This window comes from Streptacidiphilus sp. MAP12-33 (genome assembly GCF_041261265.1).
Taxonomy (GTDB): Bacteria; Actinomycetota; Actinomycetes; order Streptomycetales; family Streptomycetaceae; genus Streptacidiphilus.
Map to the genome: position 1 here is coordinate 86,834 of NZ_JBGCCA010000031.1, position 24,779 is coordinate 111,612.

Here is a 24,779-nt window from a genome sequence, read left to right on the forward strand (position 1 = left end):
CAACCACAAGGAGCAACGGGGATGACAGCCACCGAGTCCGACGCGCCGGCCCGGGTCCTGGTCGTGGACGACGAGCCCGCGCTGCGGGACGCGCTGGAGAGCAGTCTGGCCTTCGAGGGCTACGAGGTGCTGACCGCCTCGGACGGCCTCGAAGCGCTGGACGCGGTGGCGGCGGAACAGCCAGACCTGGTCCTGCTCGACATCATGATGCCCCGCATGGACGGCCTCACGGCCGTCCGCCGGCTCCGCTCGCGCGGTGACACGGTCCCGGTCCTGATGCTCACCGCCCGCGACGCGGTCGGCGACCGCGTCACCGGCCTCGACGTCGGCGCCGACGACTACCTGGCCAAGCCCTTCGAACTCGACGAACTCCTGGCCCGCGTCCGCGCCCTGCTGCGCCGCTCGGCGATCGCCACCTCCTCCGGCACGGCGGCGGACGCGCACGAGATCCTCACCTTCGAGGACCTCACCATGAACACCACGACCCGCGAGGTGACCCGCGCGGGCCAGCCGGTCGAGCTGACGCGCACGGAGTACATGCTGCTGGAGATGTTCATGGCGCACCCGCGCCAGGTGCTGACCCGGGAGCAGATCCTCAAGGCGGTCTGGGGCTTCGACTTCGAGCCGTCCAGCAACTCCCTCGACGTCTACGTGATGTACCTCCGCAGGAAGACCGAGGCCGGCGGCATGTCGCGCCTCGTGCACACCGTCCGCGGTGTGGGTTACGCGCTGCGTGCGTCATGAGAACCCGTTGGCGCCGGCTGACCCTGCGCGGGCGGCTGGCGACGCTGACGGCTGCGGTCGTGTCGGTGGCGGTCGTGCTGTGCTGCGCGCTCGCGTGGTTCGCGGCGAAGCAGCAGATGAGCAACCAGGTCGACGACACGCTCAAGCAGTCATGGTCCGGCGGCCAGGACCAGGGCCAGATCGAGCAGCAGCTGCGGAACTGGTGCCAGGCCTCGGCGGTGCGACCCTTCGACCATTCGGAGGCCGTCACCACCGTCATCACCCCGAACGGGCCGTTCTGCGGGGCCAACGGGAAGTCGGTCAAGCCGACCGGTGCCGACCTGGCCGTCGCCACGGCCGCCGCCGTTGCGGCAACGGCCCCGCCCTCGGCCGACCGGCCGGAGCCGGTCATCCACGACGGCCGCACCTACGACGGCACGGCCATCCGCGTCTACACCGTCCCGGTCGGCTCCCTCACCGTCGGCTCCCAGACAACCGGTCTCGCTGTCTCCTTCGCCCAGCCGCTGGAGCCGATGCAGCACGCCCTCGCCAAGCTCGCGCTGATCCTCGCACTGCTCGCACTGATGGTCATCGCGGGAGCGTTGATAGCGGCCTGGTACGTCACCCGCGCCGGCCTTCGGCCCGTCGACAAGCTGACCGCCGCCGTCGAGCACATCGCGCGCACGGAGGAAGTCGGCACGACCATCGACGTCGGCGAGGGCGACGACGAGATCGCGCGGCTCTCCACCTCCTTCAACAGCATGTCCACCGCGCTCGCGTCCTCGCGCGAGCGGCAGTCGCAGCTGATCGCCGACGCCGGGCACGAGCTGCGGACCCCGCTCACCTCGCTGCGCACGAACGTGGACCTGATGGTGCGCAGTGAGGACACCGGGCGGCCGCTCCCGCCCGAGACCCGGACGAAGCTACTGCGCAACATGAAGGCCCAGATGGGCGAGCTCTCGACCCTCATCGGCGACCTGCTCGAACTCTCCCGGCCGACGCGCCCGCAGGGCTCCAAGCCGTTGGAGGTCGTGGCCCTCCACGACATCGCCGCCCGCGCGCTGGACCGCGCGCGACTGCGCGGACCCGGGCTGGAGTTCACCGTCGCCATAGACCCCTGGTACGTCCGCGCGGACGCGCACGCGCTCGAACGGGCCGTCATCAACCTGCTCGACAACGCCGTGAAGTTCTCCCCCGCCGGCGGGACCATCGATCTCGGCCTGCACTTCGGCACGCTCACCGTGCGCGACCACGGTCCTGGCATCCCGGAGGAGGATCTCTCCCAGGTCTTCGAACGCTTCTGGCGCTCCCCCTCGGCCCGCCAGATGCCGGGCTCCGGCCTCGGCCTCGCGATCGTCTCCCAGACGGTCCAGGACTGCGGCGGCGAGGTCTCCCTCTCCAACGCCAACCCGGGCACCCTGGCCACCATGCGCCTCCCCGGCGCCCCGACCCCTCCCCCGGAGCTACCGTCGGCGCTGTGAACCCGCAGCCCACCGTCTCATATATCAAAACGAACTGTCCCACCATATGAATACTGCGCCATCATGCTGCCATGACATCCAGTCAGCGTGAGGCCCACGCATCGCCGTCCGCCGTCGTCAACCAGCCGCCCACCCACCGGCGTTGGGTGATGCTCGCGCTCGGGACCGCGGCGCAGACCGCGGCGTGCGCGTTCGTGTACGGGATGCCGTACCTGATTCCGTCGCTGCGGAGCGCGGAGGGACTGACGCTGGCGCAGGCCGGGGTGATGGTGGCCTGTCCGACCGGGGGCTTGCTGCTGGCGCTGTACGCATGGGGTGCGGCCACCGACCGGTACGGGGAGCGGTGGGTGCTGGCGGCGGGGCTGGGTGGGGCGACGGTCGCGCTGCTGGGCGCGCTGGCCGTGCACGGGCTGGTGGTGCTGGGGTTGCTGTTCGCCCTGGCCGGGGCCGCCGGGGCGAGTGTCTCGGCGGCGAGCGGGCGCGTCGTGCTGGGGTGGTTCCCGCCCGAGCGGCGGGGCCTGGCCATGGGGGTGCGGCAGACCTCGACGCCACTGGGCATGCTGGTCGCCGCCGTGGCCGTGCCGCCGATCGCCGCCGCGCACGGCCTGCACGGGGCGGTGCTGTTCGTCGCCGTGCTGTCCGGGGTGATGGCGGTGCTGACCGCCCTGTTCGTCGTCGACCCGCCGAGGTCCGCGCCGAAGGCGGCCGAGGGCGAGAAGCCGACGAGCCCGTACCGCGGCGCGACCCTGTGGCGGATCCACGGCGCGAGCGCCCTGATGGTGTGGCCGCAGTTCACCGTGGGCGCCTTCGGACTGGTCTACCTGACCGACGTGCGCCACTGGCCGGCCGTCGCCGCCGGGCAGTTGATGGCCTGCGGGCAGGCGCTGGCGGCGGCCTGCCGGATCGCGGCCGGACGCTGGTCGGACGCGGTCGGCAGCAGGCTGTTGCCGATGCGGTGGCTGGCGACGGCGGTCGCCGTGCTGGGCGCCGGGCTGGCCGTGGCCGGGGACAGCGTGGCCGGGGTGGTGCTGCTGGTCGTACTGATCGGCCTGTCCGCCAGCACCAACGGGCTGTCGTTCACCTCCGTCGCGGAGCTGGCCGGCCCGCGGTGGGCCGGGCGGGCCCTGGCGGTGCAGAACACCGGCCAGAACCTGACCGCGTCGCTGTGCCCGCCCGCGGTGGGCGCGCTGATCACCGCGGCCGGATTCGGCCCCGCGTTCGGCGTCGCGGCCGCCTGTGCGCTGCTGTCGATCGCGGTGCTGCCGCAACGGGTCCCGGCCACGCCCTGACCGATCACGTCCTGACCGATCACGTCCTAGCCGACCGCGCGGCGCACCAGCTCCGCGATCCGCTCCTCGTCGGCGGCCGACAGGTCGGCCGTCAGGGCGAAGGCCGTCGCCCACAGGGCACCGTCGTCCAGGCGCGCCGGGTCGTTGAAGCCGAGGGTGGCGTAGCGGGCCTTGAACTTCTCCGCGCTCTGGAAGAAGCAGACCACCTTGCCGTCCCTGGCGTAGGCGGGCATCCCGTACCAGAGCTTCGACGCGAGCGCGGGTGCGGCGGCGCGGACCACGGCGTGGATCCGCTCGGCGAGGGCGCGGTCCGCGTCCGCCATCTCGGCGATCTTCGCGAGGACGTCGGCCTCGCCGTCCGCCTTGGTGGCGCGGGTGCCGCGCCGAGCGGCGGTCTTCAGCTCCTACGCGTGGTCCTTCATCGCCGCGTGCTCATCGGCGGAGAACCCCGTGGTGGTCTTGGTCCTGGCCTGGCTCTTGGCCTCGGTCGCGGTCATGGGTCGTCTCCTCGTCGGCGGTTCGGGCGGGTGTTGGCAGGCGTGGTCGGTCGGGGTGGGGGTCGAGGGGCGCCCCCGGGCCGTGCGGCCCGGGGGCGGGGAGGGTCAGCCCCAGGCGCCGGCGATCTGGCGGGTGGTGGCGTTGAGACGGTTGAACATGTTGGTGACGCCGATCATCAGGACGATCGCGGCGAGCTGCTTCTCGTCGTAGTGGGTGGCGGCCGCGTCCCAGATCTCGTCGCTGACGGCGTCGGGGCGGTCGGCGAGCCGGGTGGCCGCCTCGGCCAGGGCGAGCGCGGCGCGCTCGGGAGCGGTGAAGTAGGGGGTCTCGCGCCAGGCGGCGACGGTGGCGAGGCGCTCGTCGGTGACGCCGGCCTTGCGGGCGGTCTTGGCACCGGCGTCGACGCAGGCGCTGCAGCCGTTGATCTGGCTGACCCGCAGGTGGACCAGCTCCAGGGTGGCGCCGTCGACTCCGGCGGAGTGCGCGGCCTTGAAGATCTGCTGGATGGGCTGCATGGCGTCGGACAGGACGACGGCCGGGTTCTGCATGCGAAACTGCATCTTCGGTGTGCTCCTTGGGAGTTCTGCTTGCCGCTGCTCTGCGGCGATGACTCCATGACAGCCGTTTCCGCGTGCCGCGACGAGGTCGGTGGAACACTGTGGGACAGCTGGAACAGCCCTGAGCAGGGCGGGTCAGGCCCGGAGGAATTCCGCGCGAGCGGGACACGGACGAGCGGGGGAACAGTGGTCGCGCAGGTGGGACGAGCCAAGGCCGAACCCGAGGACGAGCTGGCGGCCCGGTTACGGCTGCTCCAGGAGCTGTCCGGCCTCGGCCTGCGGGCGCTCGCCCGGGACACCGGGCTCAGCTCCTCCTCGCTGTCGCGGTACCTCAACGGCCAGACCGTGCCGCCGTGGTCCGCGGTGATCACGCTGTGCCGGCTGGTGAAGCGCGACCCGAGGCCGCTGCGCCCGCTGTGGGAGCGGGCCTCGAACCCGCTGCCCGCGCCACCGAAGTCCAGCCGTCAGATGCACTTCCCGCCGCGCAACGACCTGCCGCGCGACGTACCGGACTTCACCGGACGGGAGACCCAACTCGCCGCTGTGCTGGATGCGGTGACGACCAGCCGGCTGGTCGCCCTGGACGGCATGGCCGGCGTCGGCAAGACCTGCCTGGCGGTCCACGCCGCGCACCGGCTCGCTGCCGACTACCCGGACGCGCAGCTCTACCTCGACCTGCACGGCTTCACCGAGGGGCGCGAGCCGCTCGGCTCCGATCCGGCGCTGCGTTCGCTGCTGACCGCGCTCGACGTCCCCTCCGAGAAGGTTCCGATCGAGGGCGTCGAGCAGTTGGCGGCCTGCTGGCGCGCGGAGCTGGCCCGGCGGCGGGCCGTCGTGGTGCTGGACAACGTCGCCGACGCCGAGCACGTGCTTCCGCTGCTGCCGGGAGCCGGTCCGTCCGTCGTACTGATCACCAGCCGGAACCGGCTGGTGGGGCTGGACGAGGTGCCGCCGATCTCGCTGGACGTGCTGACCGCCGAGGAGAGCGCCCGGCTGCTGGCCAGCGCGAGCGGCGAGCCCACCGGACCGAACGGGCTGTCCGGGCCGGACGGGGCGCAGGGCCGTCTCGCCCGTGATCCGGAGGCGGCGGCCGAGGTGCTGCGGCTCTGCGGCCGGCTGCCGCTGGCGCTGCGCCTGGCCGGGGCCCGGCTACGGCACCGGCCGGGCTGGACCGTCGGCATCCTGGTCGAGCGGATGGCGGAGGGCACCGGCGAGTTCGACCGCGCCTTCGCGATGTCGGTCCGCCAGCTGGACCGGGCCACCGGGCGCTTCTTCCGGCTGCTGGGCCTGCTGCCGGGCTCCTCCTTCGACGAGCACCTGGCGGCGGCCCTGGCGGAGGTGCCGCCGCGCAGCGCCCGGGCGATGCTGGAGGACCTGCTGGACGCCCACCTGGTGCAGCAGCCGACCGCGGGCCGCTACCGGATGCACGACCTGGTGCACCAGCACGCCCGCCGCGCCGCCGAGGAGCAGGACGCGGCCGCGGACCGGCAGCGGGCGCTGGGCCGCCTGCTCGACTACTACGTCCACGCGGCCGCGGCGGCCGACGCGGCGATGCCGTTCCTGGCCCGCGGCCGCGCGGTCACCGCGGGCCGGCCCCCGGTCGACCTGCCGGGCTTCGCGGACAAGGAGGCGGCGTTCGCCTGGTTCGCGACCGAGTACGAGAACCTGATCGCGGTCTTCGAGACCGCGATCGCCACCGGCGCCGATGTCCACGCCTGTGAGCTGCCGCGCTTCATGCGCGCCTTCTTCGCCCGCCGCTGCGGCACGACGCACCTGAACTTCCTCTTCGAGCGCTCGCTGGTCGCCGCGCAGCGCCTCGGTGATCCGCTGCAGCTGGCGGAGGCGCACAGCGATCTCGGCTTCGCCCGCTACAACGCGGGCCGGATGGCGGAGGCGGCGGACGCCTACGCGGCGGCGGAAACCCTGCTCTCGGAGACCGGGGACGTCTGGTCGCAGGCCGAGCTGACGCTGCGACGCGGTTTCCTGCGGTGGGACGAGGGCGAGGTCGAGGAGCCGTTGGAGCTGTTCCGCGAGGCGGGCCGGCTGTACGCGGCCGCGGGCTGCCCGACCGGGACGGCGCACGCGACCGCGTACGAGGCGTGGGCGCTGCTGCAGCTGGGCCGCCCCGCGGACGCGGCGGCGCTGGCGCGGGAGACGCTGGCCGTTCCGCACCCCGACCCGTCGTGGCCTCCGGCGCTCACGGCCCGGATCACGCTCGGCGTGGCCATCGCGGAGGAGGCGCCCGAGGAGGCGCTGGACCACCTCCGGCAGGCGCTGGCGCTGGCGCGGGCGGACGGGCACCGGCACAACGAGGCGTGGTGCCTGAACTGCCTGGGCGTCGCGCTGCGGCGCATGGGCCGCTACGAGGAGGCGCTGGCCGCGCACGCGGAGGCGTTCGCGCTGCTGGAGGAGCTGTTCGAGGAGCACTGGAAGATCCACTTCCTGAACGGCTACGCGGATACGTGCCGCCTGGCCGGCCTCCCGGAGCGGGCCGTCGCCCTCCACCGGGAGGCCCTGACACTGGCCCCGAAGCTCGGCTACCGCCACGAGGAATCCCTCGCCCACGCCGGCCTCGCCACCCTCCTGGAGGAGACGGACCAGGAGGCGGCCGCGAGGCATCGGGCTTTGAGCTAGTTGCACCATCCAGGGGCGCGGGGAACTGCGCGACAAGCCACCCAAGGCGGTCAGATCCCGGGCGAGCAGGGCCGTCCGCCTCGGGTGGGTTGCTCGCGCAGTTCCCCGCGCCCCTGGATGGTGCAACTCCCCTATGGTCGAACGTATGGACACGACGGAGCGTGAGGAGATCGCCGCGCTGCTCGCGCGAGCGGCGGAGGCGGACGGGCGGCAGGCCGTCTCGGAGCAGGGGAGGCTCGCCCTCCGCAACGGGCGGGTGGATGTGAACCACCTGACCAGCAAGGACGAGCACGGCGTGCTCGTGGGCTACGCCCAGATCGACGCCGAGTGGTCGGCGGAGCTGGTCGTCGACCCGGCGCGGCGGCGGGAGGGTCACGGACGCGCACTGCTGCAGCGCACGCTGAACAGTGGCGCCCGCAGGGTCTGGGCCCACGGCGGGCACCCGGGCGCGAAGCACCTGGCCGGCGAGTTCCACCTGGAGCTCGTCCGCGAGCTGCGGCAGCTGCGCCGCACCGCGCCCGCACCGGAGGTGCCGGCGCTGCCCGACGGAGTCACGCTGCGGACGTTCGAACCCGGCCGGGACGAGGAGGCGTGGCTGAAGGTGAACGCCGCCGCCTTCGCCCACCACCCGGAGCAGGGCTCCTGGACCCGCCGCGACCTGGAGGAGCGCCAGGCGGAGGCGTGGTTCGACCCGGCGGGGTTCTTCCTGGCCGAGCGCGAGCGCGAAGGCGGGCGCGAGCTCGTCGGCTTCCACTGGACCAAGGTCGAGGGCGGGCTCGGCGAGGTCTACGTCGTCGGGGTGAGCCCGGCCGAGCAGGGCAGCGGGCTGGGGAAGGTGCTGACCGCCGTCGGGCTGCGCCATCTGGCGCGGGACCGGGGGCTGTCGACGGTGCTGCTCTACGTGGATGCCGATAACCCGGCCGCCTTGCGGGTATACGAAAGGGCGGGGTTCACGGTGCACGAGGTGGACCTGGTGTTCGAGGTGCGCGGATAGCGCCGCCACCCGAACGGGCACGTCGCAGGGCCTGCGGGCGAAGTACAGGCGACCGCCTCAGCTTTCCTGCAGGCCACGCTGTATTTACCTTTAGTTCAAATGCCGTTGCAAAGATCACGAAATGCGATCCGTCCCGTCACCGCGGCGGCGGGCGGATGACGCCGCGCAGGAGGAGCCACCGACCATGAACGCCCAGCCTGCCCCGTCGCCCTTCCCCGCCAAGCCCGGCCCCACCAGGCCCGGGCTCGCCGCCGCCTCCAGCGGGCTGCCGAGCACGACGCTGCTCCCCGAGGACACCACCCTGCCGGACGGACACGACGCCGAGGTGCTGCCGGAGAACCGGTTCCTGGACCGTGAGCGCAGTTGGCTCGCCTTCAACGAGCGGGTGCTCGAACTCGCCGAGGACCCGGAGACACCGCTCCTGGAGCGGGCCAAGTTCCTGGCGATCTTCGCGAGCAACCTGGACGAGTTCTTCATGGTCCGCGTCGCGGGCCTCAAGCGCCGCATCGCGACCGGTGTCGCCCAGCGCAGTGCCAGCGGTCTGCAGCCGCGCGAGGTGCTCGACCTCATATGGACCCGTTCCCGCGAGCTGATGGCCCGGCATGCCGCCTGCTTCCACCAGGACGTGCTGCCGGAGCTGTCCGCCGAGGGCATCGAGGTGGTGCGCTGGAGCGAGCTGGGCGACAAGGAGCAGGCGCGCCTGCTCGCGCTGTTCCGGCAGCAGATCTTCCCGGTGCTGACGCCGCTGGCGGTCGACCCGGCGCACCCGTTCCCGTACATCTCCGGGCTCTCGCTGAACCTGGCCGTCGTCGTGCGCAACCCCGTCAGCGGGCACAAGCACTTCGCCCGGGTGAAGGTGCCGCAGTCCCTGTCCCGGTTCCTGGAGGCCTCGCCCAACCGGTACGTGCCGCTCGAGGACGTCATGGGCGCGCACCTGGAGTACCTGTTCCCGGGCATGGAGGTGCTCGCCCACCACGCCTTCCGGGTCACCCGCAACGAGGACCTGGAGGTCGAGGAGGACGACACCGAGAACATCCTCAAGGCGCTCGAGAAGGAGCTGATGCGGCGCCGCTTCGGCCCGCCGGTGCGTCTGGAGGTCGAGGAGTCGATCGACCCGTACGTGCTGGACCTGCTGGTGCGCGAGCTGAACATCTCCGCCGCCGAGGTCTACCCGCTGCCCGGCCCGCTGGACCTGACGGGCCTGTTCGCCATCGCCGGCGCGGACCGGCCGGAGCTGAAGTACCGGCCGTTCGTCGCGGGGACCGCGCGCGGGCTGACGGACGTCGAGTCGGCGTCGCAGCCGGACATCTTCGCCGCCGTGCGCGAGCGGGACGTGCTGCTGCACCACCCGTACGACTCCTTCTCCACCTCGGTGCAGGCCTTCCTGGAGCAGGCCGCCGCCGACCCGCAGGTGCTGGCGATCAAGCAGACGCTCTACCGCACCTCCGGCGACTCGCCGATCGTGGACGCCCTGATCGACGCCGCCGAGTCGGGCAAGCAGGTGCTGGTCCTGGTCGAGATCAAGGCGCGCTTCGACGAGCAGGCCAACATCAAGTGGGCCCGCAAGCTGGAGGAGGCCGGCTGCCACGTCGTCTACGGCCTGATCGGCCTGAAGACGCACAGCAAGCTGAGCCTGGTGGTGCGCCAGGAGGGCGACACGCTGCGCCGCTACGCGCACGTGGGCACCGGCAACTACCACCCCAAGACCGCCCGCCTCTACGAGGACCTCGGCATCCTGACGGCCGACCCGCAGGTGGGCGCGGACCTGTCGGACCTGTTCAACCGGCTCTCGGGCTACTCGCGCCGCGAGTCCTACCGGCGGCTGCTGGTCGCGCCGCGCTCGCTGCGCACCGGGCTGGTCAAGCGGATCCACGACGAGATCGCGCACCACCGGGCCGGGCGCCCGGCCCGGATCCAGCTCAAGCTCAACTCGATCGTCGACGAGGCGATCATCGACGCCCTGTACCGGGCCTCGATGGCGGGCGTGCCGGTGGACGTGTGGGTCCGCGGTATCTGCGCGATCCGGCCGGGTGTGCCGGGGCTGAGCGAGAACGTCCGGGTCCGCTCGATCCTCGGGCGGTTCCTGGAGCACTCGCGGATCTTCCTCTTCGCCAACGGCGGCGACCCCGAGGTGTGGATCGGCAGCGCCGACATGATGCACCGCAACCTGGACCGCCGGATCGAGGCGCTGCTGCGGGTCACCGACCCGGGCCACCGCGCCGAGCTGTCCGGGCTGCTGGAGCTGGGCATGGCCGACGACACGTCCTCCTGGCACCTGGGGCCGGACGGGGTCTGGACCAGACACGCGCACGACGCCGACGGACGGCCGCTGCGCAACGTCCAGGAGTTGCTGATCGACTCCCGCCGCCGCTCCCGCCGCGGCGAGGACGGCTGGGGCCATGCCGGGCCCAGCTGAACCGACGCCCTTATCCACGACCCACGCCCTGGCGAGCGACCGGGCCGAGCAAGCAACGGGGACTGACCGAATGACGACCGAGAACGAGACGCCCACCGGACAGCCTCTGTCCGGAGCCTCCTCGGCCGAGAGCCTGCTGGGCGCGCACCTCGCCGGGCAGGCCGGGCGCTTCCTGCGGGCGCTGCCCGACGTCGATCTGGGGACGCTGCGCCGGGTCGACGGCGCCCTGCACGGGTTCGGCGCGCTGCTCGACCCGATATGGGCCGAGACGCTGCGCGGCGACCTGGCCGCGCTCGTGGTCACGCTGGGCCAGGAACGCGGCTACACCCGGCGCCTGGCCCGGCTGCTCGCCGCCGTCGACTCGCTGACCTGCACCGACGCCGCTGTTCCGACGCCGCGCACGGCGGACGAGAGCGGTCGCGCGGCCGAGTCGGCCGTCGGCGGTCTGCTCGCGCACCACCCGGGCGCGCCGAAGGCGCGGGCCATGCTGGAGCGCCAGCTCACCCTGGCCCGCTCGCGCAGCCACACCGCCGCGTTGCAGGAGCTGGGCTCCTCCCGGTTCCACTCGCTGGCGGACCGGATGACGCTGCTCGTCTCCGACCTGCCGCTGCGCTCCCCCGACACCAGCCACGAGCCCGAGCGGCTGCTCGGGTACGCCGCCCGGATGGGCGAGGCGCTGGAGCTGACCGTCTCCCGGCTGCCGCTGCTGCGCGCCGCGCTGCCCTACAACGGCGACGCGCTGCACCGGGTCGCCGTCCCGGCAGCCGACTCCCCGGCCATGGCCGCGCACGAGGACGCCGCCTGGACCCGGGCCGGCGCGGCGGTGCGCTACGCCCGCTACGCGCTGGAGGTGTGCGGTCCGCTGCTGGGGGAGCGCACCGAGGAGCCGCTGGCGGGCCTGGCCGAGCTGGCCGGCCATCTGGAGCGTCAGCAGGAGGCCGCGGACGCGGCGGAGGCGGCGTCCCTGGCGGCGCGGACGCCCAGAATCACCCCGGCGACCGCGTACGTGCTCGGTGTGGTGCATGCTGATCAACGTCTGGAGGTCGAGGCCGCGCGTCACGCCTTCAGCGTGTCCTGGCCCGCATTCCACAGCTCCGGATGGCTCACCGACCCATGGCTCGCCCGATCGACCTGACCCGCGCCGGCAACGGCAAGAAGACGAAGAAGGACCGGGCACCGCGCAGCATGGAGCTGATCAAGGCCGCAGGGGTCGTCCTGTGGCGCGAGAAGGCCGGCGGTATCGAGCTGGCCCTGGTCCACCGGGCCAAGTACGACGACTGGAGCTTCCCCAAGGGCAAGCTGGAGCTCGGCGAGAAGCACCGCGAGGCGGCGCTGCGCGAGGCGCGCGAGGAGACCGGGCTGACCGTCGTCCTCGGCCGGCGTCTGCCGACCCAGCACTATCTCGTCCGGGACCGGGTCAAGCGGGTGCGTTACTGGTCGGCGACGGTACTGACCGGGCGCTTCGCCCCGAACCGCGAGGTGGACGCGCTGCGCTGGCTGCCGGTCGCCGAGGCGCGGGCCCGCCTGAGCTACGAGCACGACCGGGCTCTGGTGGACGCGCTGCTGGAGCAGCTGGGGCAGTAGCGACAGGAGTGGACCGCCCCCGGCCCACGCCCGGTCCATGCCGGATCCGTGCTCTGCCCGTGCCCTCGTCGTGCTGAAACCGTTACTACCGGTCTGCGTATCCCGGTGTCCGACACAGGTTCACCCTCCGTTCATTTGCGCAGGCCAAACGCTTCACCTCGTCTCCCTAACTTCGGTGTCATCGGAGGCCAACGTCGGCCCTCCTCCCGTAGAACCACTGCTCGCCCTCCTCCCCGCGGCAGTGGACCCAGGAAAGGGACACCAAGTGAAGCTCCAGCGCAACGGCCGCACCAAGGCCCTCGCCATCGGCGCCCTTGCGGTCGTCAGCTCGCTGACGCTCGCGGCGTGCGGCTCCGACAACAACACCACCAGCAACTCCAGCAGCAGCCCGGCCGCCGCCGGTTCCTCCGCCGCCGCCGCCAGCAGCATCGACTGCAGCGGCGCCACCGGCCAGCTGCTCGCCGCGGGCTCCACCGCGCAGGCGAACGCGATGACCCAGTGGGTCAAGGACTTCCAGGCCGCCTGCTCCGGCGTGACCATCAACTACCAGGCCACCGGTTCCGGCGCGGGCATCACCTCGTTCCAGTCCGGCAAGGTCGCCTTCGCGGGCTCCGACGCCGCCCTCAAGCCGGCCGACGTCGCCAAGACCACCGGCACCGCCTGCCAGAACGGCGGCAAGGGCATCGACATCCCGATGATCGGTGGCCCCATCGCGATCGGTTACAACCTGCCGGGTGTGTCCAACCTGGTGCTCGACGCGAAGACCCTGGCCCAGATCTTCACCGGCAAGATCACCAAGTGGGACGACCCGGCGATCAAGGCGCTGAACCCGACCGCCACGCTGCCCTCCCTGCCGATCCAGACCTTCCACCGTTCGGACGGCTCGGGCACCACGGCCAACTTCACGACCTACCTGGCCGACGCGGCCCCGTCCGACTACACCTTCGCCCCGAACAAGCTGTGGGCGGCCAAGGGCGGCCAGGCGGCCAACGGCTCCGCCGGTCTCGCGGCCCAGGTCAAGCAGGTCCAGGGCTCGATCTCCTACTTCGAGCTGTCCTACGCGACCCAGCAGAGCATCTCCACCGTCTCGGTCGCCACCGGCGCCTCCGCCCCGGTCGCCGTCTCCGCCGCCGCCGCCTCCGCGGCCGTCGGTGGCGCGAAGGTCGTCGGCACCGCCCCCGACCTGGCGCTGGACATGAAGTCCGTCTACACCACCAAGGCCGACGGCGCCTACCCGATCGACCTGGTCACCTACGAGATCGCCTGCGACAAGGGCAACGCCGCGTCGTCCCTGCCGACGCTGAAGGCCTTCCTGAACTACATCTCCTCGGACGCGGGCCAGAAGTCGGTCGCCTCGCTCGGCTACTTCGCGCTCCCGGCCTCCCTGCAGGCCCAGGTCAAGACCACCATCTCCTCCCTCTCCTAAGGTCCTCGCTCCGCGCGAGCCCTGAGTAGACCTGGCCAGGGGGGCCGGCGACCACGCCGGCCCCCCTGGGCCCGGTACAGAACCCACCGCATGTCACGTCACAGAGCCTCGAACGCTCCCTCACGTCCGGTGCACCGCCGCCAGGCGCAGCCCTCCCCGGGTCCGCGCCACCAGACCGGAGATCTCATGGAAACCCCACGCGACACCAGCGCTCCCCCGAGCGGATCCCAGAACCCGCAGGCACCCACCCCCCACCTCGCCGGCTCCTCGCCGCGTCGGGGCCGTTCGTCGTTGTCCGACGCCGGCTCGACCGGCCGCCGCGGTGACGCGATCTTCAAGTTCGCGTCCAGTGGCAGCGGCGTCCTGCTCCTGGTGATCATGGCCGCCATCGCGGCCTTCCTCACCGTCCGCGCCGTCAGCGCGATCAGCGCCGACCACGGCAACTTCCTCACCACCGCCGACTGGCAGACCCAGGCCGACCCGATCACCTTCGGTATCGCCGCCATCGCCCTCGGCACCGTCCTCAGCGCGCTCATCGCGATGGTCATCGCCGTGCCGGTCGCACTCGGCATCGCGCTGTTCATCTCGCACTACGCTCCGCGCCGCATCGCCCAGGGCCTCGGCTACGTCGTCGACCTGCTGGCCGCGGTGCCCTCGATCGTCTTCGGCCTGTGGGGCGCGCTCTTCCTGGTGCCGCACATGATCGGCGTCAACGCCTGGCTGAACCAGTACTTCGGCTGGACCTTCATCTTCCACCAGAACGAGCCCGGCACTCAGCCGCGCAGCCTGTTCACCGTGGGCGTGGTCCTGGCCATCATGATCCTGCCGATCATCACCGCGGTGACCCGCGAGATCTTCCTCCAGGTGCCCCGGGCCCACGAGGAGGCCGCGCTCGCGCTCGGCGCGACCCGCTGGGAGATGGTCCGCACCGCGGTGATCCCGTTCGGCCGCTCCGGCATCATCTCCGCCTCGATGCTCGGCCTCGGCCGCGCGCTCGGCGAGACGATGGCGGTGGCGACGGTGCTCTCCCCGTCCTACGTCATCAACTTCCACGTCCTGGACCCGGCGGGCTCGACCATCGCCCAGACCATCGCCAGCCAGTTCGGCGAGTCCCAGGGCACCGGCCGTGACGCGCTCATCGCCGCCGGTCTGGTCCTGTTCGTGATCACCCTGCTGGTCAACGGCGGCGCCCGCCTGATCATCGCCCGCCGCAAGGAATACTCGGGAGCTGACGCCTGATGAGCAGCCTCGCCACCTCGTCCCGCTCCCTGAGCTCCACCCTGACCGAGCGCCGCCTGCCGCGCTGGATGCCGGCCGCCAACCTGGTGCTGGCCGTCCTGCTCGCCGTCGCCATCGGCGCCGGCTTCGGCCTCAGCAGCAAGCTCCAGTGGTGCCTGATCGGCGCGATCCTCTTCGTCGCCATCCAGTACGTCGCCTCGACCGCCGTCGAGGGCCGCCGCCACGCCAAGAACACCATGGCCACCAGCCTGGTCTGGGTCGCCTTCCTGCTGGCCCTGCTGCCGCTGATCTCCGTGCTGTGGATGACCATCAGCAAGGGCATCGGCGTCATCAACGCCAACTTCCTGACGCACTCCATGAACGGGATTGCGATCAACCAGGACGGCGGCGGCCTCTACCACGCCCTGATCGGGACCCTGGAGCAGGTCGGCCTGGCCGCCCTGTTCGCGGCGCCGGTCGGCATCCTGACCGCCGTCTACCTGGTCGAGTACGGCCGGGGCAACAAGCTCTCCAAGGCGGTCAGCTTCTTCGTGGACGTCATGACCGGTGTCCCGTCCATCGTGGCCGGTCTGTTCGTCCTGTCCTTCTGGATCATCATCCTCAACATGCCGTTCACCGGCTTCGCCGGCTCGATGGCCCTGGCCATCCTGATGCTGCCGGTGGTCGTGCGCTCCACCGAGGAGATGCTCAAGCTCGTCCCGAACGAGCTGCGCGAGGCCTCCCTGGCCCTCGGTGTCCCGAAGTGGCTCACCATCACCCGTGTCGTGCTGCCGACCGCCCTGGGCGGCATCACCACCGGTGTGATGCTGGCCGTGGCCCGCATCGTCGGCGAGACCGCGCCGATCCTGATGCTGGTCTTCGGCGCCGACACGATCAACATGGACCCTTTCAACAACCCGCAGTCCTCGCTCCCGCTCTTCGTGTGGACCGAGTACTCGCGCGGCACCGACCAGTCCCAGGCCCGCGCCTGGGGCGGTGCCCTGGTCCTGATCGCGCTGGTCATGGTCCTCAACCTGGTCGCCCGCGGCATCGCCCGCTGGAAGGCGCCCAAGGGCCTCTCGCGCTGACGTGCTGACGCGCGCATCCCGAATCCAGAAGACTTGAAGGAAAGAAAGAACATCATGGCCAAGCGCATCGACGTCAGCGGACTGAACGCGTACTACGGCAACTTCCGGGCCGTGGAGGACATCTCCATGGTCATCGAGCCCCGCTCCGTGACGGCCTTCATCGGCCCGTCCGGCTGCGGCAAGTCGACCTTCCTGCGGACCCTGAACCGCATGCACGAGGTCATCCCCGGCGCCCGCGTCGAGGGCAAGGTCATGCTCGACGACGAGAACCTCTACGGCTCGAGCATCGACCCGGTGGCCGTCCGGCGCACCGTCGGCATGGTCTTCCAGCGCCCGAACCCGTTCCCGACGATGTCCATCAAGGAGAACGTCGCCGCGGGCCTGAAGCTGAACGGCGTCCGCAACAGGAAGGTCGTCGACGAGGCCGTCGAGCGCTCGCTGCGCGGCGCGAACCTGTGGAACGAGGTCAAGGACCGCCTGGACAAGCCGGGCGCCGGCCTCTCCGGCGGTCAGCAGCAGCGCCTCTGCATCGCCCGCGCGATCGCGGTCGAGCCGCAGGTCCTGCTGATGGACGAGCCGTGCTCGGCGCTGGACCCGATCTCCACCCTCGCGATCGAGGACCTGATCGGCCAGCTCAAGGAGCAGTACACGATCGTCATCGTGACCCACAACATGCAGCAGGCCGCGCGTGTCAGCGACCGGACGGCGTTCTTCAACCTGGCCGGCGTGGGCCAGCCGGGTCGGCTGATCGAGATCGACTCGACGGAGAAGATCTTCTCCAACCCGTCGGTCCAGGCCACCGAGGACTACATCTCCGGCCGCTTCGGGTAAACCCGCAGACCCCTCCGCGGCGCTACTAGGCGGTGCCGCCGCGGAGGCCATACGACGAAGGGTCCGACCCTCCCTCGGGAGAGTCGGACCCTTCGCTGTTGCACCTTGCTCCGGTGGCACCCCCAGGGGTGCAACCGGGCGTCAGCCGACGATGGCCCAGCTGAGCCAGTAGACGAGGGCGGCGACCAGACCCGCCGCCGGGAGCGTGATGAACCAGCCCATCACGATGTTCTTGGCGACGCCCCACCGCACCGCGCGCACCCGCTTCGTCGCGCCGACGCCCATGATCGCCGAGGTGATCACGTGGGTCGTGGAGACCGGCACCTTGAACGCGTAGGAGGTGATGTAGAGGATCGACGCCGCCACCGACTCCGCGGCGAAGCCCTGCGGCGGGTCCAGCTCGATGATCCTGCGGCCGAGCGTCCGCATGATCCGCCAGCCGCCGGCCCACGTGCCGAGCGACAGCACCAGCGCCGTGGTGATCTTGACCCAGACGGGGATCGAGTCGCCGGTGTGGTGACCGGAGATCACCAGGGCCAGGACCACGACGCCCATGGTCTTCTGCGAGTCCTGCAGACCGTGGCCGAGCGCCATCGCCGCCGCCGAGACCGTCTGGGCCATGCGGAAGTTCCGCTTCGCCTTGTGCGGGTTGGCCCGCCGGAAGATCCACAGGATCGCCAGCATCACCGCGAAGCCCAGCACCAGACCGACGATCGGGGACGTGATCATCGGAATGATGATCTTGTCCCAGACCCCCGACCAGATGACCTCGGTCCCGCCGGCCAGCGCGGCGCCGATCATGCCGCCGAACAGTGCGTGCGTGGAGGAGGAGGGAAGGCCGAAGTACCAGGTGACCAGGTTCCAGGCGACCGCGCCGATCAGCGCGGCCCACAGGATGACCATCCCCTGCTTGCCGTGCGGGGTCTCGATGATCCCCGAGCTGACCGTCTTGGCCACGCCCTCGCCGAGGAACGCGCCGAGCAGGTTCATCACAGCCGCCATGAGCAGCGCGGCCTTGGGCGTCAGCGCCCGCGTCGAGACCGAGGTCGCGATCGCGTTCGCGGAGTCGTGGAAGCCGTTGGTGTAGGCGAAGCCGAAGGCGACGGCGATGACCAGTACCAGTCCGAAGATGTCCACGAGCGGTTCAGGACTCCTTGACGGCGATGGTCTCCACCGTGTTCGCCACATGCTCGAACGCGTCGGCGGCCTCTTCCAGCACGTCGACGATCTGCTTGAGCTTCAGCACCTCGATGGCCTCGTACTCGCCACTGAAGAGCCGCGCGAGCAGCTTGCGGTGGATCTGGTCGGCCTGGTTCTCCAGCCGGTTGACCTCGATCCAGTACTCCGTCAGGTTGTCCATCGTCCGCAGGTTCGGCATCGCCGCGGCCGTCAGCTCCGCCGCCCGGGCCAGCACCTCGATCTGCTGCTCGACGCCCTTGGGCAGGGCATCGACCTCGTAGAGGACCGTCAAGTCGACGGCCTCCTCCATGAAGTCCATGATGTCGTCGAGCGAGGAGGCCAGCGCGTAGATGTCCTCTCGGTCGAACGGGGTGATGAAGGACGAGTTGAGCTGGTGGAAGATCGCGTGGGTGAACTCGTCGCCCGCGTGCTCGGCGGCACGCATCCGGTCGGCGATCTCCGCCCGTGCGGAGACATCGGCGCCCAGCAGCTCCAGCAGGAGCTTGGAGCCATTGACGAGGTTGCTCGCCGAAGAGGCGAACAAGTCATAGAAGCTCGTCTCCCGAGGGGTCAGACGAATACGCACAAAAGTCTCCGAACTACAGGGGCGGACGTAGCGATGCTAGGCGCTGCGTCCGCACTTTGCGCACACTGGGGTGCGAGGGCCGCCACGGAGCAACGGAAATCATCCTTGCGTACGTACTGGCACGCCGGTCACCTTCAAGTGCCGACCACACGGCCATTCGATATCCACCCGTGACCGGATCGCGTCCGCGCCACCTACCATGGGGGTATGGACGCCGTGGAAGCCCTGGCCGCCGAGGCTGCACAGAGTCAAGAGCCGCACAGTCACCAGCACAGCGGGCCGCACGGGTACAGCGCCCGCAAGGACGACCACATCAAGCGACTGCGCCGGATCGAGGGCCAGGTCCGGGGCCTGCAGCGGATGGTCGAGAACGACACCTACTGCATCGACATCCTCACCCAGGTCTCCGCGAGCACGAAGGCGCTCCAGTCGTTCGCGCTCAGCCTGCTGGAGGAGCACCTGCGGCACTGCGTCGCGGACGCGATGGAGAAGGGCGGGACCGAGGCGGAGGAGAAGGTGGCCGAGGCCACCGCCGCGATCTCCCGCCTGCTGCGCTCCTGACCCGGCCCGCCCTGACCTGCCAGCCCTGCCCCGGCCGCCCTGATCAGTCGTTCTGCGGGAGATCCTCGTCGCTGACGCGTTGCTGCGGGACCCGGGGTTTCCTCACCGGGTCCCGCTCGACGCAGAGAATGGTGTCGATCCGCTCGGCCGTCAGCCGGTCACCCGGGGTGGCGGCCGCCGCGATGATGAGATCGCTGTACATCTCGATCTCCGCCAGGGCGACCAGGTCGTCCGCAGCCACGCGTGCCACCTCCTGCCGCCGACGGACAGTCAACTCCTTACAGAGTAAGCACGCTGTGCCGGGCGTGCATGGCACGTCTGGGCCATTTTGCTCTTGGATGCGGCGAGCAGCGCTCTTGAATGAGGCGAGCGCTCTTACTTGCTGCCCGCCGCCGCGCTCGGCGCCACGATGTCCGCGTCCGAGGGCACCGCGACCTGCACCGGCGTGCCGAAGCCGGAGAAGACGCTCGTGGAGGTAACCACCACCTGGTCCTTGGCGGCCGTCGAGCCCGGGACCTGCGCGAAGGTGAAGACCTCAACGATCTTGTTGATCCGGCCGTGCTCGTCGAGCCAGACGTCGTAGGGCACCTTCTTGACCGTGAACGTGTGCGCGGCGAGCGCCAGGCCCTGGCTCGAGGGGCCGCCGGTGGCCTTGGCCGCCGCGGTGAGGTCGAGCGTGCCGCGGAAGTGCTTGAGGACGACTCCGTTCACCGTGGCCGAATCCACCAGCTGGGCCGTCTCGGCGCCGCGCAGGGCGTCGGCCGCGCTGGCCGGATCGGTGGCCCCGCTGCTCACCAGGTTGCCGTCGCCCAACTGCTGCACGGAGAGCTTGACCCACTTGCCGGCGGGCACCTTGGCTCCGCTGTTCTGCAGGTAGACCAGGCCCGGGCTGACGATCTCGGTCAGCTTGCCCGCCGGGGCGGTGCCGCTGCCGGCGGGGACGGTGACCTCGACCCGCCCCAGGTGGGAGGAGTAGTCGTACACCCCCGTGCCGTGCAGCAGCATCTGCTTCTTCGCGGCGACGGTGTGCAGCGTGGTGACGTCCTGGATCGAGCCGTTGTGGCCGGTGATGTCGGCGGCGGCGCGCACGGCCGCCAGCGGGTCGGCGGCCAGCTGGTCGTCCGCCGGGTTCACCTTGACCGCCTGGGCGTCGCTGCTGCTGCCCGACTGCCCGGAGGAGGCGGAGCAGGCGGCCAGGCCGAGCACCGCGGCGACCGCGGTGGCGGCTGCGGCGGTGGGAAGTGCGGCGCGGCGGTACGGGCGAGACATGCGGTCCTCCTGGGCACGGCGTGCGCGGCGTGGCGTGCGCGCAGTGTGCCCAACGAGGCAGCCCGGCGGAGGTTACGGCCGTCCGGGTTACGGTGGTGGGGTGAACCCCGACGCACGGCAGGCCTTCCCGCACCAGCGGAGCGAGGGAACGCCGGAGCACCTGACTTCCGTGACGGAGAAAGGCGCGTTCGCGTTCGCCCGCTGCAGTTGCGGGTGGTTCTCCCCGGCCCGGCGCTCGCGCGAGCGCGCCCGCCGGGACGCCGACGAGCACCACGCCACCGCGACGGCGTGACATCGGGGCGGACTCCACGGCGGAGGTCGGGGCGGGACAGTCGAGGACAGGACAGTCGGGGCGGGACAGTCGGGACAGGACAGTCGGGACAGGACAGTCGGGGGCAGGGCGGCGGCGAGGTGGCCGCCTGCGGACATGAAGCCCGCGGGGCGGGAGTGCAACCCTGTGGGGCGATTGCACGTCTACTCCCGCGTAACCATCCGTTGGGGCGGTAGAAGGAACAGCATGGGCGACCAGGGAACCACGCGCCGGAACCTGCTGCGGGCCGGCGGCGCGCTCGCGGCCGGCGTGGGCATTGCGGCGTGCGGGGCGAAGACCCGCACCGCCGCCGCGGCGACCGCGTCCGGTCGCACCGCGACCGGCGCGGCCACGAGCACGGGCCGGGCCCTCGCCGGCGGCGCGCCGGACTGGGCCGCGCTGGCCCACGACCTCACCGGCCGGCTGATCCGGCCAGGCCAGGCCGACTACGCCGAAGCGGCCGAGCTCTTCCAGCCACGCTTCGACACGGTGCGCCCGGCCGCCGTCGCCTACGCGGCCTCCGCCCACGACGTGGCCACCTGCCTCGCCTTCGCGCGCAGCGCGGGCGTCCCGATCGTGGCGCGCAACGGCGGACACAGCTACGCGGGCTGGTCCAGCGTCAGCAACGGCCTGGTCGTCGACGTGGGCCGGATGAACACCGTCCGCTCGGGCGGCGCCACCGCCAGCATCGGCGCGGGCGCGCGGCTGATCGACGTCTACACCGGCCTCGCCGCCTCCGGCCGCACGATCCCGGCCGGCTCCTGCCCGAGCGTCGGCGTCAGCGGCCTCACCCTCGGTGGAGGCGTTGGCGTGACCGGCCGCGCCAACGGCCTGACCTGCGACAACCTCATCGGCGCGGAGATCGTCACACCGGACGGCAGGATCCGCGAGGTCGGCCCCGGCGCCGGCCAGGACCCGGACCTGTTCTGGGCGCTGCGGGGCGCCGGCGGCGGCAACTTCGGCGTGGTCACCCGCCTGGACTTCCGCACCCACGCGGCCGACGACTGCGCCTACGGCTTCCTGTCCTGGCCCTGGTCCCGTGCGCGGCAGGCCATCGAGGCCTGGCAGCGATGGGCGCCCAAGGCGCAGGACAACCTCTGGGCCAACCTGCACATCAGCGCCTCCTGGGACGGCACGCTGCGGGTCGAGTCCACGGTCAACCTGTACGGCGGGACGCGCGCCGAGCTGGCCAATCTGGTCGACCGGCTGGCGGAGCGGCCGTCGAGCGCGTCCTTCCACAGCGCGTCGTACCTGACGACGATGCAGGTGATGGGCGGCGTCACCGGCGACTCCGAGGCCCAGTCGCACGTGCACGGGGTACTGCCCGGCCACAGCCCCGCGGGCCGCGTGGCCCGCTCCTCCTACGGCGCCCGCTCGGACTTCTTCACCCAGCCCCTCACCGGCGCGGGCGCGGCGGCTGTCGTCGCGGCGGTCGCCCGCTACCGCAGCTACGCCCCGAAGGGCGGCCACGCGGCGGTCGCCTTCGACGCCCTCGGCGGCGCGATCAACCGCGTCGGCGCGCGGGACACCGCGTTCGTCCACCGCGACGCGCTCTTCCTGGCCCAGTACTCCGCGGACTACCCCGCGGGAGTGACCGGCGGCACGGCGGCGACCCACAGCTGGTCGTGGGTCAACGGCACCTGGGACGCCATGCGGCCGTACGCGAGCGGCGAGGCCTACCAGAACTACATCGACCCGCAGCTGCACGGCTGGGAGCAGGCCTACTACGGCGCGAACGCGACCCGGCTGCGCCAGGTCAAGCACACGTACGACCCGAACGGCCTCTTCCGCTTCCCCCAGGGCGTGCCGCTGGCGTAGCCGCGCAACGGCTCTTCAGGGGCCCGGGGACTTCTGCGCGATAGGCCAGTCGCACCACCTGGGCGCACGGGGCTCTGCCGATGTGCGGCCCCGCGCCCCTGGCGTAGCTGCGACTTACGCAGCGAGATCGTGCGGGGGCTCTTCGGTGGTCGGCGACCCGCTCCGCGTGACGACCGTGCGGCGCGGTCCGGGAGCCGCGACGAGCGGGCGGAGCGCGGTGCGGGTCAGGGCGTGGGTGAACGGAGTCAGCACGGCCATCGCGACCGGAGCGAGCAGCAGCACCGTCGCCGTGCCGAGGGCGTAGCCGCCCAGCACGTCCGAGGGGTAGTGCACGCCCATGAAGACCCGCAGGAACCCCTCGAAGCAGGCCAGTCCGATCCCGATGAGCCCCAGCCGCCGGTTGACCAGCATCAGCCCGATCGCCACCGCCATCGTGAAGGTGGCGTGGTCACTCGCGAACGACCCGTTCGCCTGGTGGCTCATCAGCAGGTCCAACTGCCCCGGGTGGGAGACGAACGGCCGCGGCCGTTGGACGATCGCCCGGACCGGCAGGTTCAGCATCAGGGCCAGCCCTGCCGCGAGGCCCGCCCACAGCACGCCGGCCACGGAGACGGGGGCGTCCTTGCCGCGTCTCGCCCGCACCCAAGCGGCCAGCAGCAGCAGGACCGAGCCGAGCGGCACGCCGTACTCGCCGAGGAAGGCGAGCGCGCTGTCCACGGCGTGCGGCAGGTCCGCCGCGAGCCCGTTGACCGCGGACACGACCGACCAGTCGAGGCTCCCCCCGCCACCGCCGTCCGCCAGTAGCGTGACCACCCCGCACACCTCCGCGCCTCAGCCCTTACCTGTTGAGCAACCCCCGTTGCGTCGTTGCACCAAGGTCAAGTGTGCTCGCCTGACAGCGGGCACAACGGAGCGAATGCCCCGAACCGTTCCGCTCACCCCGGAAGTTATCGGAATGTTGCGCTTCGCTCACTGGAACAGCACATCCGACACACGAGAACCATCACACTCGATCACTGCCCGTTGGCGATGGTGCCGTTGGTCTGCACCGTCGGCAGCGCGGCGGCGCCGTCGGTGGTGACGCGGGTGGCGCCGAAGTAGTCGCCCTCGGAGTCGATGGAGTCGTAGCGGATGACCGCGCCGGTGTGCGGCGCGTTGATCATGTAGCCGCCGCCGACGTAGATGCCGACATGGTGGATCTGCGAGGGGTCGTGCGGGTCGTGCGAGAAGAACACCAGGTCGCCCGGCTGGAGCTGATCCCGGCTCGGGTGCGGTCCGGCGTACCACTGGTCGGCCGCCACGCGCGGCAGTTTGATCCCGACGCTGGCGTACGCCGCCTGGGTGAGGCCGCTGCAGTCGAAGCGGTAGCCCTGGGAGGCCAGGCCCTCGCCGCCCCACAGATAGGGGGTGCCGAGCTTGCTCTGCGCGAAGTAGATCGCGCCGGCCGCCTGGGAGGAGAAGGAGACGGTGGTCGCGGCCGTGAAGGAGAGCGCGAGCTTCTTGATGTTCTCGACGTAGTGCTGCGTCTCGGCGATCGGGGGCACGCCGCCCGCGGCGATGACCGCGTAAGGGCCGGCGTTGTACGCCGCGAGCATGTTCGAGGTGCGGTTCCCGGGGACGCTCGCGGTGTCCTTGGCGAGCTGGCAGTCGTAGGAGGCGGCGGACGGGATCGCGTCGGCCGGGTCCCACGCACTGGGCGTGTGGGTGTGGGTGGGGTCGATGCCGTAGATCTTCCAGGTGCTGGGCATGAACTGCGCTATCCCCTGCGCCCCGACGGGGCTCACGGCGGTGGGCGAGAAGCCGCTCTCCTGGTAGAGCTGCGCCGCGAGGAGAGGGGGCGTCAGTTCCGGGCAGAGATTGCCCCACTGCTGGATCAGGCTCGTGTACGCCGTCGGCACCGTCCCGGGCGCGAGCGTGGTCGCGCCCTGCGCGGCGGCCTGGTTGAGGTTGCCCGCGGTGATCATGACGGCGATGACGAAGGAACCGAGCACTCCGGCCAACCCGGCCGCGAGCCCACCGCCGAGCAGCGCGGCCTTGCGCCGTCCCGCCATCAGGGCTCCTCCAGGACCGGGCAGCTGGTGTGGTGTCAGCTGTCAGTGTCGGTGAGAGCGTTGCTGATGGCAATCACCGGTGATACAGACAGTAAGCGGTAGGGTCGACCGAGCGACGTACGGCAGGACTCGACGCACGATCTCGACGCACGATCGAGCCCCATCGTGGCAGTTGTGACCAGAGCCTCGGCAGGGAACCTTCCAGAAGTGGCCAAGTCGACATCGGATCTGGCCAAGAATAGGGCTGGGCCCTTCGCCACGGCCGG

Annotated in this window: 22 protein-coding genes and 1 pseudogene; 15 read left to right on the forward strand and 8 right to left on the reverse strand. The window is 71.4% G+C overall.

Annotated features, from left to right (window positions below; translation table 11 throughout):
- The first annotated feature begins 21 nt into the window (after positions 1-21).
- The 3 genes from ABH931_RS27715 to ABH931_RS27725 all read left to right on the forward strand — a co-directional run bounded on the left by ABH931_RS27715 (position 22) and on the right by ABH931_RS27725 (position 3,493).
- Positions 22-744, forward strand: a complete 723-nt coding sequence (locus ABH931_RS27715) for a response regulator transcription factor (protein WP_370118814.1) — start codon at positions 22-24, stop codon at positions 742-744.
- Positions 741-2,204: an ATP-binding protein gene (locus ABH931_RS27720; RefSeq protein ID WP_370118818.1), complete on the forward strand. Its 1,464-nt coding sequence runs from the start codon at positions 741-743 to the stop codon at positions 2,202-2,204. Before ABH931_RS27715 ends, ABH931_RS27720 begins: the two co-directional genes overlap by 4 nt.
- A gap of 71 nt (positions 2,205-2,275) precedes the next feature.
- Positions 2,276-3,493: an MFS transporter gene (locus tag ABH931_RS27725; RefSeq protein ID WP_370118820.1), complete on the forward strand. Its 1,218-nt coding sequence runs from the start codon at positions 2,276-2,278 to the stop codon at positions 3,491-3,493.
- A gap of 26 nt (positions 3,494-3,519) precedes the next feature.
- Here ABH931_RS27725 and ABH931_RS27730 read toward each other — a convergent pair.
- Positions 3,520-3,990, reverse strand: a pseudogene (locus tag ABH931_RS27730) (iron chaperone).
- Positions 3,991-4,095: 105 nt separating this feature from the next.
- Positions 4,096-4,551, reverse strand: a complete 456-nt coding sequence (locus tag ABH931_RS27735) for a carboxymuconolactone decarboxylase family protein (RefSeq protein WP_370118822.1) — start codon at positions 4,549-4,551, stop codon at positions 4,096-4,098.
- A 195-nt stretch (positions 4,552-4,746) separates the two neighbouring features.
- On the opposite strand from ABH931_RS27735, the gene ABH931_RS27740 reads away from it, so the two are divergent.
- From ABH931_RS27740 to pstB, 9 genes are all read left to right on the forward strand, one after another.
- Positions 4,747-7,182, forward strand: a complete 2,436-nt coding sequence (locus ABH931_RS27740; protein WP_370118825.1) for a helix-turn-helix domain-containing protein — start codon at positions 4,747-4,749, stop codon at positions 7,180-7,182.
- A 145-nt stretch (positions 7,183-7,327) separates the two neighbouring features.
- The gene (gene mshD, locus ABH931_RS27745; protein ID WP_370118828.1) at positions 7,328-8,176 is read left to right on the forward strand and encodes a mycothiol synthase; all 849 of its coding nucleotides are present in this window, start codon (positions 7,328-7,330) and stop codon (positions 8,174-8,176) included.
- 184 nt (positions 8,177-8,360) lie between these two features.
- Positions 8,361-10,592, forward strand: a complete 2,232-nt coding sequence (locus ABH931_RS27750; RefSeq protein WP_370118831.1) for an RNA degradosome polyphosphate kinase — start codon at positions 8,361-8,363, stop codon at positions 10,590-10,592.
- Positions 10,593-10,662: 70 nt separating this feature from the next.
- Positions 10,663-11,727 carry a CHAD domain-containing protein gene (locus ABH931_RS27755; RefSeq protein ID WP_370118834.1) on the forward strand — a complete coding sequence of 355 codons (1,065 nt, stop codon included), beginning with the start codon at positions 10,663-10,665 and terminating at the stop codon, positions 11,725-11,727.
- 50 nt (positions 11,728-11,777) lie between these two features.
- Complete coding sequence (locus ABH931_RS27760; protein ID WP_370118896.1) at positions 11,778-12,176, forward strand: NUDIX hydrolase; 399 nt, start codon at positions 11,778-11,780, stop codon at positions 12,174-12,176.
- Between the two features lie 265 nt (positions 12,177-12,441).
- Positions 12,442-13,602, forward strand: coding sequence for a phosphate ABC transporter substrate-binding protein PstS (gene pstS / locus ABH931_RS27765; protein WP_370118837.1), 1,161 nt, complete (start codon positions 12,442-12,444; stop codon positions 13,600-13,602).
- Positions 13,603-13,788: 186 nt separating this feature from the next.
- Positions 13,789-14,841: a phosphate ABC transporter permease subunit PstC gene (gene pstC / locus ABH931_RS27770; protein ID WP_370118840.1), complete on the forward strand. Its 1,053-nt coding sequence runs from the start codon at positions 13,789-13,791 to the stop codon at positions 14,839-14,841.
- Positions 14,841-15,908 (forward strand): phosphate ABC transporter permease PstA, encoded by a 1,068-nt coding sequence (gene pstA / locus ABH931_RS27775; protein ID WP_370118843.1) that lies wholly within the window; start codon positions 14,841-14,843, stop codon positions 15,906-15,908. Before pstC ends, pstA begins: the two co-directional genes overlap by 1 nt.
- A 54-nt stretch (positions 15,909-15,962) precedes the next feature.
- Positions 15,963-16,739: a phosphate ABC transporter ATP-binding protein PstB gene (gene pstB / locus ABH931_RS27780; protein WP_370118846.1), complete on the forward strand. Its 777-nt coding sequence runs from the start codon at positions 15,963-15,965 to the stop codon at positions 16,737-16,739.
- A gap of 141 nt (positions 16,740-16,880) precedes the next feature.
- Here the strand turns inward: pstB and ABH931_RS27785 are convergent, their stop codons facing one another.
- Positions 16,881-17,876 carry an anion permease gene (locus tag ABH931_RS27785; protein WP_370118849.1) on the reverse strand — a complete coding sequence of 332 codons (996 nt, stop codon included), beginning with the start codon at positions 17,874-17,876 and terminating at the stop codon, positions 16,881-16,883.
- 7 nt (positions 17,877-17,883) lie between these two features.
- Positions 17,884-18,504: a DUF47 domain-containing protein gene (locus ABH931_RS27790; RefSeq protein WP_370118852.1), complete on the reverse strand. Its 621-nt coding sequence runs from the start codon at positions 18,502-18,504 to the stop codon at positions 17,884-17,886.
- A 207-nt stretch (positions 18,505-18,711) separates the two neighbouring features.
- On the opposite strand from ABH931_RS27790, the gene ABH931_RS27795 reads away from it, so the two are divergent.
- Positions 18,712-19,065 carry a metal-sensitive transcriptional regulator gene (locus tag ABH931_RS27795; protein WP_370118855.1) on the forward strand — a complete coding sequence of 118 codons (354 nt, stop codon included), beginning with the start codon at positions 18,712-18,714 and terminating at the stop codon, positions 19,063-19,065.
- Between the two features lie 43 nt (positions 19,066-19,108).
- On the opposite strand, the gene ABH931_RS27800 is transcribed toward ABH931_RS27795, so the two are convergent.
- Positions 19,109-19,306: a hypothetical protein gene (locus tag ABH931_RS27800; protein ID WP_370118859.1), complete on the reverse strand. Its 198-nt coding sequence runs from the start codon at positions 19,304-19,306 to the stop codon at positions 19,109-19,111.
- Positions 19,307-19,440: 134 nt separating this feature from the next.
- The gene (locus tag ABH931_RS27805; RefSeq protein WP_370118861.1) at positions 19,441-20,334 is read right to left on the reverse strand and encodes a hypothetical protein; all 894 of its coding nucleotides are present in this window, start codon (positions 20,332-20,334) and stop codon (positions 19,441-19,443) included.
- Positions 20,335-20,434: 100 nt separating this feature from the next.
- Between ABH931_RS27805 and ABH931_RS27810 the strand changes: the two genes are divergently transcribed.
- Positions 20,435-20,626 carry a hypothetical protein gene (locus tag ABH931_RS27810; RefSeq protein WP_370118863.1) on the forward strand — a complete coding sequence of 64 codons (192 nt, stop codon included), beginning with the start codon at positions 20,435-20,437 and terminating at the stop codon, positions 20,624-20,626.
- A gap of 225 nt (positions 20,627-20,851) precedes the next feature.
- Positions 20,852-22,462 carry an FAD-binding oxidoreductase gene (locus ABH931_RS27815; protein WP_370118865.1) on the forward strand — a complete coding sequence of 537 codons (1,611 nt, stop codon included), beginning with the start codon at positions 20,852-20,854 and terminating at the stop codon, positions 22,460-22,462.
- A 114-nt stretch (positions 22,463-22,576) separates the two neighbouring features.
- On the opposite strand, the gene ABH931_RS27820 is transcribed toward ABH931_RS27815, so the two are convergent.
- Together ABH931_RS27820 and ABH931_RS27825 are read right to left on the reverse strand one after the other, a co-directional pair.
- Positions 22,577-23,275 carry a phosphatase PAP2 family protein gene (locus ABH931_RS27820; protein ID WP_370118868.1) on the reverse strand — a complete coding sequence of 233 codons (699 nt, stop codon included), beginning with the start codon at positions 23,273-23,275 and terminating at the stop codon, positions 22,577-22,579.
- A gap of 200 nt (positions 23,276-23,475) precedes the next feature.
- Positions 23,476-24,513: an NlpC/P60 family protein gene (locus ABH931_RS27825; RefSeq protein WP_370118871.1), complete on the reverse strand. Its 1,038-nt coding sequence runs from the start codon at positions 24,511-24,513 to the stop codon at positions 23,476-23,478.
- Between the last annotated feature and the right edge of the window lie 266 nt (positions 24,514-24,779).

Bases quoted from the DNA above. Each gene is read 5' to 3' on its own strand.
- ABH931_RS27715 (WP_370118814.1), top strand. From the start codon at position 22: ATGACAGCCACCGAGTCCGACGCGCCGGCCCGGGTCCTGGTCGTGGAC.
- ABH931_RS27720 (WP_370118818.1), top strand. From the start codon at position 741: ATGAGAACCCGTTGGCGCCGGCTGACCCTGCGCGGGCGGCTGGCGACG.
- ABH931_RS27725 (WP_370118820.1), top strand. From the start codon at position 2,276: ATGACATCCAGTCAGCGTGAGGCCCACGCATCGCCGTCCGCCGTCGTC.
- ABH931_RS27735 (WP_370118822.1), bottom strand. From the start codon at position 4,551: ATGCAGTTTCGCATGCAGAACCCGGCCGTCGTCCTGTCCGACGCCATG.
- mshD (WP_370118828.1), top strand. From the start codon at position 7,328: ATGGACACGACGGAGCGTGAGGAGATCGCCGCGCTGCTCGCGCGAGCG.
- ABH931_RS27750 (WP_370118831.1), top strand. From the start codon at position 8,361: ATGAACGCCCAGCCTGCCCCGTCGCCCTTCCCCGCCAAGCCCGGCCCC.
- ABH931_RS27755 (WP_370118834.1), top strand. From the start codon at position 10,663: ATGACGACCGAGAACGAGACGCCCACCGGACAGCCTCTGTCCGGAGCC.
- ABH931_RS27760 (WP_370118896.1), top strand. From the start codon at position 11,778: ATGGAGCTGATCAAGGCCGCAGGGGTCGTCCTGTGGCGCGAGAAGGCC.
- pstC (WP_370118840.1), top strand. From the start codon at position 13,789: ATGGAAACCCCACGCGACACCAGCGCTCCCCCGAGCGGATCCCAGAAC.
- pstA (WP_370118843.1), top strand. From the start codon at position 14,841: ATGAGCAGCCTCGCCACCTCGTCCCGCTCCCTGAGCTCCACCCTGACC.
- pstB (WP_370118846.1), top strand. From the start codon at position 15,963: ATGGCCAAGCGCATCGACGTCAGCGGACTGAACGCGTACTACGGCAAC.
- ABH931_RS27795 (WP_370118855.1), top strand. From the start codon at position 18,712: ATGGACGCCGTGGAAGCCCTGGCCGCCGAGGCTGCACAGAGTCAAGAG.
- ABH931_RS27805 (WP_370118861.1), bottom strand. From the start codon at position 20,334: ATGTCTCGCCCGTACCGCCGCGCCGCACTTCCCACCGCCGCAGCCGCC.
- ABH931_RS27815 (WP_370118865.1), top strand. From the start codon at position 20,852: ATGGGCGACCAGGGAACCACGCGCCGGAACCTGCTGCGGGCCGGCGGC.
- ABH931_RS27825 (WP_370118871.1), bottom strand. From the start codon at position 24,513: ATGGCGGGACGGCGCAAGGCCGCGCTGCTCGGCGGTGGGCTCGCGGCC.